This is a genomic window from Streptomyces davaonensis JCM 4913 (genome assembly GCF_000349325.1).
GTDB classification, from domain to species: domain Bacteria; phylum Actinomycetota; class Actinomycetes; order Streptomycetales; family Streptomycetaceae; genus Streptomyces; species Streptomyces davaonensis.
The window spans coordinates 7,347,175-7,358,125 of sequence record NC_020504.1 but is presented as its reverse complement, the minus strand read 5'-3'; the positions used below and the strand labels follow the sequence as shown (position 1 = coordinate 7,358,125).

The 10,951-nt window shown below is 71.3% G+C and carries 8 protein-coding genes and 2 pseudogenes; 4 read left to right on the top strand and 6 right to left on the bottom strand.

Annotated features, from left to right (window positions below; translation table 11 throughout):
- Positions 1–12: 12 nt before the first annotated feature.
- Positions 13–237 (top strand): annotated as a pseudogene (locus BN159_RS32455) (carbohydrate ABC transporter permease); the annotation flags it as partial.
- 233 nt (positions 238–470) lie between these two features.
- Here BN159_RS32455 and BN159_RS45405 read toward each other — a convergent pair.
- The 6 genes and pseudogenes from BN159_RS45405 to BN159_RS32430 all read right to left on the bottom strand — a co-directional run.
- Positions 471–602: pseudogene (locus BN159_RS45405) on the bottom strand (6-phosphogluconolactonase); the annotation flags it as partial.
- A 49-nt stretch (positions 603–651) separates the two neighbouring features.
- On the bottom strand, positions 652–1,491 hold the full coding sequence (locus tag BN159_RS32450) for a carbohydrate ABC transporter permease (protein WP_015661262.1): 840 nt from the start codon (positions 1,489–1,491) through the stop codon (positions 652–654).
- Entirely contained in the window at positions 1,488–2,834 is a 1,347-nt protein-coding gene (locus BN159_RS32445) for a carbohydrate ABC transporter permease (RefSeq protein WP_015661261.1), read from the bottom strand. The genes BN159_RS32450 and BN159_RS32445 overlap by 4 nt, the downstream gene beginning before the upstream one ends.
- A gap of 6 nt (positions 2,835–2,840) precedes the next feature.
- On the bottom strand, positions 2,841–4,166 hold the full coding sequence (locus BN159_RS32440; protein ID WP_015661260.1) for an ABC transporter substrate-binding protein: 1,326 nt from the start codon (positions 4,164–4,166) through the stop codon (positions 2,841–2,843).
- A 65-nt stretch (positions 4,167–4,231) separates the two neighbouring features.
- Positions 4,232–5,842 (bottom strand): glycoside hydrolase family 13 protein, encoded by a 1,611-nt coding sequence (locus BN159_RS32435; protein ID WP_015661259.1) that lies wholly within the window; start codon positions 5,840–5,842, stop codon positions 4,232–4,234.
- A 91-nt stretch (positions 5,843–5,933) separates the two neighbouring features.
- Positions 5,934–7,196 (bottom strand): ABC transporter substrate-binding protein, encoded by a 1,263-nt coding sequence (locus BN159_RS32430; protein WP_015661258.1) that lies wholly within the window; start codon positions 7,194–7,196, stop codon positions 5,934–5,936.
- A gap of 122 nt (positions 7,197–7,318) precedes the next feature.
- On the opposite strand from BN159_RS32430, the gene BN159_RS32425 reads away from it, so the two are divergent.
- The 3 genes from BN159_RS32425 to BN159_RS32415 all read left to right on the top strand — a co-directional run bounded on the left by BN159_RS32425 (position 7,319) and on the right by BN159_RS32415 (position 10,943).
- Positions 7,319–7,834, top strand: a complete 516-nt coding sequence (locus BN159_RS32425) for a PadR family transcriptional regulator (protein ID WP_015661257.1) — start codon at positions 7,319–7,321, stop codon at positions 7,832–7,834.
- Positions 7,831–8,583, top strand: a complete 753-nt coding sequence (locus BN159_RS32420; RefSeq protein WP_015661256.1) for an ABC transporter ATP-binding protein — start codon at positions 7,831–7,833, stop codon at positions 8,581–8,583. Before BN159_RS32425 ends, BN159_RS32420 begins: the two co-directional genes overlap by 4 nt.
- Positions 8,584–8,660: 77 nt before the next feature.
- Positions 8,661–10,943: an ABC transporter permease gene (locus BN159_RS32415; protein ID WP_015661255.1), complete on the top strand. Its 2,283-nt coding sequence runs from the start codon at positions 8,661–8,663 to the stop codon at positions 10,941–10,943.
- The last annotated feature ends 8 nt before the right edge of the window (positions 10,944–10,951 follow it).

The following is a 10,951-nucleotide window of genomic DNA, read 5'->3' as shown; positions in this document are numbered from 1 at the left end:
CTAGCTAGCTAGTTCCAGTTCTTGTGGGTGTGGAACGACATGCTGGTCGCCCTGCTCTTCGCAGACAGCTCGTCCCAGCCGCTGACCGTGGAACTCCAGTCCCAGATACGGCAGTTCGGCAGCAACATCGATGTGCTGGCGCCGGGGGCTTTTGTGTCGCTGGTGGTGCCGGTGGTCGTCTTCTTCGCGTTCCAGCGGCACTTTGTGCAGGGGGTGATGGCGGGTTCGGTGAAGTAGGTTTTCGCCCCCGCCGCCCCTACCCTCCCCCAGAGGGGGGACCCCACCGTCCCCGTGGGGGCTGCCCGCCCCCACGACCCCCGCCTCGGCCCTGAAGGGGCCTCGTCCTCAAACGCCGGACGGGCTAAAGACAGCCCCTCCGGCGTTTGAGGAGCGGGGGTCCAGGGGGCAAGCCCCCTGGGATGGGACGGGTAGGGGCGGCGGGGGGCGAATCAACCCCCGGCGCCCCCGACTCACGGCGACGCCGGCGGGTACAGCGACCGCGGCAGCTGGGAAGCCGCCGCCGCGTCCAACAGCCACCGGGTGCGCTGGCGGCCCTGTGCACCTGCTGCCGGGGCTTGGATCTCGCCCGCGCCCGAGAGGGACGGTGGGGTCCCCCCTCTGGGGGAGGGTAGGGGCGGCGGGGGCGAAAACCTACTTCACCGAACCCGCCATCACCCCCTGCACAAAGTGCCGCTGGAACGCGAAGAAGACGACCACCGGCACCACCAGCGACACAAAAGCCCCCGGCGCCAGCACATCGATGTTGCTGCCGAACTGCCGTATCTGGGACTGGAGTTCCACGGTCAGCGGCTGGGACGAGCTGTCTGCGAAGAGCAGGGCGACCAGCATGTCGTTCCACACCCACAAGAACTGGAAGATGGCGAGACTGGCGATCGCGGGACGTCCGACCGGCAGCACGAGCCGCGTGAAGATCCGCCACTCCCCGCCCCCGTCCATGCGCGCAGCCTCCAGCATCTCCTTCGGCAACTCGGCGAAGTAGTTCCGCAACAGGAACACCGCGAACGGCAGCCCGTAGGCGACATGGAACAGCACCACTCCGGGAATCGTGCCGAACAACCCCAGCTGACCGAAGAGTTTGGCCACCGGCAGCAGCCCGACCTGCACCGGGACCACCAACAGCGCCACCACGACCAGGAAAACCGCGTCCCGACCGGGGAAGTCAAGCCAGGCGAAGGCGTATCCGGCGAGCGCAGCGAGGACCACCACCAACACGGTCGTCGGCACCGAGATCAGCACCGTGTTCCAGAACGCCCGAGTGATCCCCGCGTTCTCCAGCAGCGCCGAGTAGTTGTCGAGAGAGAGCTGGCCGGGGCTGGAGAACACCGTCCACCAGCCACCCCGCGCCGTGTCCTCGGCCGACCGCAGCGAGGACATCAGCAACCCCGCCAGCGGGGTCACCCACACCAGGCCGACCAAGACCAGAAAGACCTGCACCGCACTGCTCCCGAGGGCACGGCGGACCGCGTTCATCGTTGACTCCTTCGGAAACGGCGGAGGTTGAAGACCATGGCGGGGACGACGAGGAGCAGGAGAAGCACGCCCAGCGCGCTGCCGAGCCCCTGGTTGTTGCCGCCGCCGAACGACACCAGCCACATCTGCGTGGCGAGCACGGTGGCGTCCTCCTGCACCGGCCCCGGCGCGATGATGTAGACGAGATCGAAGACCTTCATCACATTGATCACGAGGGTCACGAACACCACGGTCAGCACGGGCGCGAGCAACGGCACGGTGATCTTCCGGAAGATCTGCCACTCATTGGCCCCGTCCATCCGCGCCGCCTCCAGCGCGTCCCGCGGCAACGTCGCGAGCCCGGCCCCGATCAGCACCATCGCGAACCCGGTCCAGATCCATAGATACGCCCCGATGATCGCCGGGGTGACGAGCACCGGCCCGAGCCACGAGATCCCCTCATAGGGCGCGGCGAAGTTCGAGGCAGGGAGCCGTACGTCATAGGAGCCCTGCTCCAGGTCGGCGAAGCGGAAGGTGCCGTCGGAGGCGGTGGTCGTCGTGGCGGCCGTACGACCGTCGCGCACCGCCTCGACCTCGATCTCCGGCAGGCCGCTTTCCCGCGGGTCGACCTTGCCCTCCTCCCCTCCCCCACCGGGCGTGAAGTCCAGGTAGACGACGCCGCTCAGTTCACCGGGCGCGGCGGCCGCCTCCCGCGCGGGCTTCGCGGACGCGGGCAGTTCCTTGGGCGGGACACCGACCAGGCCGAGCGCCACCGACTCGCCGACCGAGGCGTTGGCCGCGTACGAGCCGTCCGCGCCCTGTGTCAGGCCCTGGCCGTCACGAGCACGGGCCGTCGGGTACGCCGAGGTCCCCTTGAGAGCGTCATGGACGGAGACCGCGGCGGCGTTGAGGACGCCCTTGTCGGGGTCCTCGTCGTAGGCGAGCCGGAAGATGATGCCGGCGGCCAGGAAGGACACCGCCATCGGCATGAACAGCAGCAGCTTGAAGGCGGTGGCCCAGCGGACCTTCTCCACCAGCACGGCGAGGATCAGGCCGAGACCGGTGAGCAGGGCCGGGGCCACCACCACCCAGATCGCGGTGTTGCGGACGGCCTTGAGGGTGGCCGGGTCGCGGAACATCTCGGAGTAGTTCTCGCCGCCCACGAACTCGGTGCCGGAGGCGTCGAAGAAGCTGCGGCCGATGGAGAACAGCACGGGGTAGACGACGAGCGCGCCGAGCAGCAGCAGCGCGGGGAGGACGAAGAGGAGGGCGACGATCCGCCCGCGCCGCTTCAGGCGCCGGGCCCGCTGGGGCAACGGCGCGTGCGGCGGGGGGCTCGTCGACTTCACGAGGGTCGCGGTCATGGTGCGTCAGCCCTTGTACGCCTTGGCCGCCGCGGCCTCCAGCTTCGCCGCGGTCGCCTTCGGGTCCGAGGGGTCGCGCAGGAAGTCCTGGAGGATCTTCCACTCGCCGGTGCCCTTGGTGCCGCCGAAGGCCGCGGGTGCCTGGTCGGACATGTCGAAGCGGACCGAATCCCCGGCGGCGATCAGGGACTTGGCGGTCGCCCGGGTGACACCGTCGCTGTAGGCGGCGGAGTCCAGCGCCTTGTTCGGGGAGAGGAAGCCGCCCGCGTCGGCCCACACCTCGGCGGCCTCCGGCGTCGCCAGGAACTCCACCAGCGCCTGGGCGGCCTTCTGGTTCTTGCCGTCCTTCAGGACGACGGCCGCGTCGCCGCCGCTGACGACCGGTGCCTCGCCGCCCTCAACTGCCGGGAAGGGGAAGAAGTTGGCGTCGTCGCCGATGGACCGGCCGAACTGGTCCTTGGCGACGCCCGCGACGAAGTCGCCCTCGTAGACCATGCCGGCCTCCGCCTTCGGTCCGAAGACCTGCTCGACCGAGCCGGGGAAGTCGGTGTTCAGGGCACCGTCCCGGCCACCCGCTATGAGCTGCTCGTCCTTGAAGAGCGTGCCGAGGGTGGTGAGCGCCTTCACCACGCTGGCGTCGGTCCACTTCAGCTCGTGCGCGGCGAGGGCGTCGTACTTCTCGGGTCCGGCCTGGGAGAGATAGACGTTCTCGAACCAGTCGGTGAGCGTCCAGCCGTCCTGTCCGGCGACGGAGAACGCGCCGAGCCCGGAGTCGGAGACGGTGCGGCCCGCCTCGATCATGGCGTCGAAGCTGCGCGGCGGCTCGACCCCGGCCTGTTCGAGGGCCTCGGGGCTGTACCAGACGGTCGACTTGTGGGCGGCCTTGAAGTAGAGGCCGTAGAACGCGCCGTCGACGGTGCCGTAACTCTTCCAGACGCTCGCGAAGTTGGCGTCGACCGCGCTCTCGGTCTGCTTCGACAGGGGCTTGAGCCAGCCCTGCTGGGCGAACTGCTTGAGGACGCCGACCTGCGGGACCATGACGACGTCGGGGGCGTTGCCGCCCTCGATCTTGCTGCCGACGACGGTGGAGACGTTGTCGCCGGTGGAGACGAACTGGGTCTTGGCGCCGGTCTTCTCGGTGAAGGCGTCGAGCACCTTCTGGAAGTTCTTCTGCTCGCTGCCGGACCAGACCCCGGCCACGGTGACCGTCTGGCCGCCGAGCGACTGGTCGCCGCCGCCGGCCGAGACGGGCTCGCCGCCGCAGGCGGTGGCGCCGAGCGCCAGGGCGAGGGCGGTGCAGCTCATGATGAGGGTGGAGCGTCGTCGCATCATCTTTGATGTCCCTTCAAAGGATGGGGAATTGACGGAAAATCAGAACTCGGCGAGGTCGACGGGAATCAGAGTTCGCCGAGCCACCAGGCGGCCGTGGAGCCGGGCAGTACGCCGGCCGTGCAGGGGCCGCTGGACAGCAGCGGGGTGCCGGAGACCGGCGCGGGGGCGGGGGCGGTGCCGAAGTTGACGGCGCAGACGAGCCCGTCGCCGCGGGAGAAGGCGAGGACGCCGGGTGTGGCGTCCAGCCAGTGCAGTTCGCCCTCGCCCAACTGGGGCAGCGAGGCGCGCAGTTGGAGGCCGTCGCGGTACAGATGCCAGAAGGAGCGGGTGTCGGCGAGGGCCCGGTCGGTGGCGTGCTCGGCGAACCACTCGGGCTGCGGCAGCCAGGGCTTGGCGCCCTCGACCCCGGACGTGAAGCCGAACGGCGACGCCTGTCCCGACCAGGGCAGCGGCACCCGGCAGCCGTCGCGGATCCGGGCCCGGCTGCCGGTGCGCCGGAAGATCGGGTCGGTGAGCACGTCGTCGGGCAGGTCGACGACCTCGGGCAGGCCCAGCTCCTCGCCCTGGTAGATGTACGCGGCCCCGGGCAGCGCCAGCATGAGCAGCGCGGCGGCGCGGGCGCGGGCGGGGCCGAGGCCACTGCTCTCGGGTGCGGGTTCGCCGTAGCGGGTGACGGTGCGGACCTGGTCGTGGTTGTTGAGCACCCAGGTGACGGTCGATCCCGTGCCGGCTATGTCCTGCATGGCCTCGGAGATGACCTTGCGGAAGGCGTCCGCGTCCCAGGGGGCGCCGAGCAGGTCGAAGAAGAACGCCTGGTGGAGTTCGTCCTCGCGGACGTACTGGGCGTGTTCGCGGGCCGTCGGCACGGACACCTCGCCGACCAGGAGCCGTTCGCGGCCGTCGCGGGCGGTGTACTCCTCGCAGACGGATCGCCAGCGCCGCCACACCTCGTGCACCTCGGGCTGGTTCCAGGCGAGCGGGTTGACCGAGTCGCGGGTGCGGGCGTCGGCCTCCGGGTCGTCGGAGTCGGGCAGGTCCGGGTGCTTGAAGAGGCCGGCGGCGACGTCGATCCGGAAGCCGTCGACGCCCCGGTCGAGCCAGAAGCGGAGCGTCTCCTCGAAGTCGGCACCGACCTCCGGGTCGCGCCAGTTCCAGTCGGGCTGCTCCGGCGTGAACATGTGCAGGTACCACTGGCCGTCCTCGACGCGGGTCCAGGCCGGGCCGCCGAACATGGCGTGCCAGTTGTTGGGCGGCTCGGCACCCTCCGGGCCCCGGCCGTCGGCGAAGTGGAAGCGGGCGCGGGCCGCGCTGCCGGGAGCCGCGGCGAGGGCGGCGCGGAACGCGGGGTGCTCGCTGGAGCAGTGGTTGGGGACGATGTCCAGCAGCACCTTGATGCCGAGCCGCCGGGCGGCCGCCATCAGCAGGTCGAACTCGGCGAGGTCGCCGAAGAGGGGGTCGACGTCGCGGTAGTCGGCGACGTCGTAGCCGTGATCGTGCTGCGGCGAGGGGTAGCAGGGGCTCAGCCAGATCCCGTCGACGCCCAGCTTCTTCAGGTACGGCAGCCCGGCCCGGACCCCGGCGAGATCGCCGACTCCGTCACCGGTGCTGTCCAGGAAGCTGCGGACGTAGACCTGGTAGATCACCGCGTCACGCCACCAGCGGTACTTACTCAACATGTATGCATGTTAGGTATCGGCAACCTGGGGGTGTCAATGAAAAAGGGCCCCGTAGGGCCCGAATGAGACGTCTGCGTTACTTAACAAGTAACTATCGAGAGATCGCCGCCAGCTCGCGTGCCAGCCGCCGGACCGCCGACTCGGGCGTGGCATGCCCGGTCATCGCGTCCCGCACCACGGCCTGCACGACCAGGCTGACCTGGTCGTATCGCGGGCTCTTGGGGCGCGGCGCGGCCGTGAGCACGCTCTCGCGCAGCGTCGGAAGGTACGGGAACTCCCTGATGAGTTCCGGATCCTCGTAGAGGTCCGCCCGCACCGGCGGCAGCGCACCCCGCGTCAGCACCTGGCGCTGCACGGGTTCACTGGTCAGGTACGCCATCAGCCGCGCGGCGGAGTCGGGGTGCCGGGCGTGCGTGGAGACGGCCAGGTTGGAGCCGCCGAGCACACTGGTGCCCGGCCCGTCCGGACCCGGCAGCGGCACGGCGCCGACCTTCCCGGCGACCGGCGAGCCCTCGGCGTCGGCGACGACATAGGCGTAGGGCCAGTTGCGCAGGAAGAGCAGGCGGCCGTCCTGGAAGGCCTGCTTGGACTCCTCTTCCTTGTAGGCCAGCGCCCGCTGCGGGATCCAGCCCTCGCGCACCCCGCGCGCCAGGAACCCGATGCCCTCCCGCGCGGCTGCCGAGTCGACGGTGACGCGCTCACCCTCACCGCCGAGGATGGAGCCGCCCGCCGAGTAGACGGCCTCGGCGGCGTTGACGGTGAGCCCTTCGTACGGCAGGAACTGGCCCGCGTATCCGTCGAGTCCGTGTTCCGGGGCGACGGTCTTCGCCAGGTGCTCCAACTCGGCCCAGGTGCGCGGCGGTTCGAGGCCCTCCGCGGCGAGGACGTCCTTGCGGTAGAGGAGCAGACCGGCGTTGGTGACGTAGGGGACGGCGTACAGGCGTCCGTCGTAGGTCGCCGTGTCGACGACCGGGGGCAGGAAGGAGTCCAGCGGGAAGCTCTCGCGCGGCAGCGGCCGTATCCAGCCCGCCGCCGCGAACTCCGAGGTCCAGTTGACGTCGATGTTGAGGAGGTCGAACCGGCCGCGCCCGTCGTCCCGCAGGTCGGTGGTCATCTGGGCGTGGGTCTCGTCGGCGGAGTCCGGCAGCTCGACGAGGGTGACCCGCTCACCGGGATGCGTGCGGTTCCAGCCCTCCAGCAGCGGGCCGAGATAGCCGGTGAGATCACCTGCGGTGGCGAGGGTCAGCGGACCGCGCCCGCCTGCCTCTCCGGCCTGCACTCCGGAGGCCGCGTATCCGGTCAGAACCACCAGCAGTGCGAGGAGGCCCCTACCGGCGGCGTGTATCCACCGCATAGGTTCCTCCCTGTACACCGGCACGGGCATCGTCGCCCGGGTCAGAGGCCATGTATACCCGTTAGGTATGCGCGATACTAGGGTCCGTCGCACATTACCGAGGACCTAGGAGGACTGCACGAGTGCGCCTGCCCCTCCTGGCACTCCTCGCGCGCGGCCCCGCGCACGGCTACGAGCTCAAGCAGGACCTTGAGCGGATGCTGGGCTCGGCGTACCCTCAGCCGAACGTCGGCCAGATCTATGTCACCCTCGGCCGCCTCGAGAAGTCGGGACTGATCGAGGGCGAGGACGTACAGCAGTCCAGCCGGCCCAACAAGAAGGTCTACCACCTCACCGACGCCGGGCGCGAGGCGCTGAGCGCCTGGTTCGAGGAGACCGAGGACGAGCCGCGGGTGCGGGACGAGTTCTTCATGAAGCTGGCTCTCGCTCCCCAGTCCGGCCTCGCCGACCAGATCGCCCTCATCAACAAACAGCGGCGCCAGTACCTCACCACCATGCGTACCCTCTCCAAGCTGGCCGCCGCCGAAGACCGCGACAACCGCATCGCCCATCTGCTGATAGAGGGCGCGATGCTGCATCTCCAGGCCGACCTCGACTGGCTGGAGCGCTGCCAGGAAGAGCTGGAGGAGCTGGAATGAGCGAGGGTCCCGCTCCCGTGCTGCACGCCGAGCGCCTGGTCAAGACTCACCACGGCGAGGGCGCCCCGGCCCACGCCGTGCGCGGGGTCGACCTGCGGGTGGCGGGCGGCGAGTTCGTGGCGATCACCGGCCCTTCGGGCGCCGGGAAGTCGACGCTGCTGCATCTGCTGGGCGGACTCCAGCGGCCGGACAGCGGCACCATCCGCCTGGACGGTGTGCCCACGGACACCTGGAGCGAGGCGCGCTGGGCGGTGGAGCGCAGAAAGCGCATCGGCATCGTCTTCCAGTTCTTCAACCTGGTCTCGAACCTGTCGGTCGCCGACAACGTCGAGCTGCCCGCCCTGCTCGCCGGAGTCCCGCCCAGGAAGGCCCGCGCGGAGCGGGAGGAGCTGCTGGCCGAGCTCGGCCTCGACGGCAAGGCGCGCAGCATGCCGGGCGAGCTGTCCGGCGGTGAGCAGCAGCGGGTGGCACTGGCCCGCGCCCTGGTCAACCATCCCGCGCTGCTGCTGGCCGACGAGCCCGCGGGCAGCCTCGACAGCAAGGGCACCCGCGAGGTGATGCGCCTGCTGTCCCGCTTCCACCAGCGCGGCCAGACGATCCTGCTGGTCACCCATGACGCCCGGCTGGCGAGCGCGGCGGACCGCGTGATCAGCTTCTTCGACGGCCGCATAGCCGACGACGCGGCCCTCGCCGACACCACCCCGCCGCGCCGCTCGGGCATATCGGGCGTACTGGAGCTCAGGGACTGACATGGGCGCGTACGTCGTCTCCCTGCCACGGTCCAAGGCCTTGCGCCCGTGCGACGATCCCCGGGGAGCCTGAGCCGATGCGAGCCACCTTGCGCTGGGCGCACTCCGATCTGCGTACGCACCGCGGCGAGGCACTGTTCCTGGTCCTCGCCACCGCGGGCGTCGTCGTCTCCCTGCTGCTGGCCACTGCCCTGTTCGGCTACGCCACCAATCCCTGGCAGCGCGTGTTCACCCAGTCCCGTGGTGCCCACGTCTGGCTGCACACGGCCGACACCGCCGACGCGGGCCGGCTGAACGCGCTGGACGGCGTCACCGCGGTCGCCGGCCCCTACCCCACCGCGTCCACCACCCTCGCCTCCCGGGGCGCCCGCGCCGCGGTCGAACTGCGCGGCACCCCCGACCGGCCGTCCGTCGGCCGCCCGCTGATCGCCTCAGGCCACTGGCTGGACCCGGCGACCCCCGACGGAGTCGTCCTCGAATCCCGCCTCGCCCGCACCCTGCTCGCCGCCCCCGGGGACACCCTCACCCTCCCCGGCACGGCCCGGACCCTGACCGTCCTCGGCGTCGCCGACAGCGCCGAGCCCCGCTACCGACCCGGTGAGCGGCCCGGACTGGTCTGGGCCCTGCCCTCCGCTGTACGCGACCCGAACGGCCAGGTCACCGGCCTGCGCCTGACGGACCCCGAGGACACCGACTACGCCGTCCAGCGCGCCGTCACCGAGCTGGGCGCCGGCGCGGTCGGCGAGGTCACCACCTGGAAGCAGGCACGCGCCGAGGAACAGGGCGACAACCGGCTGCTCGGCCAGGTGCTGGGCCTGTTCGGCCTGGGCGCGCTGATCGCCGCCGGACTCGCGGTGCACGGGGCGATCGCCACCCGCATCCGCGGCCACCTCCGCGACATCTCCATCCTCAAGGCCATCGGCTTCACCCCGAGCCAGGTGGTCCGCGTCTATCTGCTCCAGCATCTCGCCTACGCTCTGCTGGGCGCCGTGTCCGCGGCAGCCCTCACCGAGGCCCTGGGCAACCGGCTCCCGGGGCGGCTCGGCGACGCGGTCGGCGTGTGGCAGGGGCTGCCCGGGCACGCGGTGGTGCTGTTCGCCGTCCCGGTCTGCGCGGTCCTGTTCATCGCCGCGACGACCGGCCTCGCGGCCTGGCGGGCGGGCCGGGTGCCTCCGGTGCCGGTGCCCCGGCCGGCCTCCTCGGCGGGCGCCGGCCTGTCGGGTCCGGTCCGGCGACTGCTGGGGGTACGGCTGTCCCCCGCGCTGGTGCTGGGCTGGCACACCGCGTTCGCCCGCCGCCCGCGCACCCTCGCCACCGTCGCCCGGCTCGCCCTGCCCCTGCTGCTGATCGTCGTCGCGCTCAGCGCCTGGAGCACCATCGACCGCTTCCAGAGCCGCCCCGAGCAGATCGGCCTGCCCACAGCGCTCACGGTCCACACCGACTCCGGCATGGGCGCCCGCGACGCCCGCGCGTTGCTGGACGACGATCCGCAGGTCGCCGCGGTCTACCCGGGCGTCGAGGTCGCGGCACTGGTTCCGGGCCAGACCTCCACGATCGCGCTGCGCGGCCTCGGCACCCGCGAGGCCCCCTACCCGCACGCCCTCGCCGAGGGCCGCGCGGCGGACGGCCCGGACGAGGCGGTCGCCGGACAGGGCCTGTTGAACCTGCTGGACGCCGAGGTCGGCGACTGGGTCCGCATGACGGTCGGCGACGAGCCGCAGATCCTGCACATCGTCGGCCGCAGCATCGAGCCGGAGAACGCCGGGCGCACGATCTCCACCTCGCTCGACACCCTCCGCGAGAACGACCCCGGCCTCACCCCGAGCCGCTACGAACTCCAGCTCCACCCCGGCGCCGACGCCTCCACGGTCGCGGCCCGCCTGACCTCGGCCGGCCACGGCCACCTCGACGTCCACACCGTCCCCAACCCGGCCGACGGTCTCTCACCCCTGCGCGGGGTGGTGGTCGGCCTGATCACGATCCTGGCCCTGATCGGCCTGATCGAACTCCTCACGGCGATCGGCGGCATGGTCCGCGAGGGCGAACGCGACCTACTGGCCCTGAAGGCCATCGGCCTCTCCCCCCGCCAGATCATCGGCATCACGATCACAGCGACGGCCTTCACGGCACTGGTGGCGGTGGTGGCGGGCACGGCGCTGGGGGCACCGCTGGGCCGGTGGCTGATCGACGCGCAGGGCAGATCGAGCGGCGTGGGGGCAGGAATAGCGAACGCCCCGTCCGCCGCGCTCCTGCTGGTGTTCGGCGCGGCGGCGGTGGCAGGCGCAGCAGCGGTGGCGGCGGTGCCCGCGACGAGGGCTGCGAGGCGAAGACTGACGGACACGCTGAGCGCCGTCGCCTGAGGCATGGC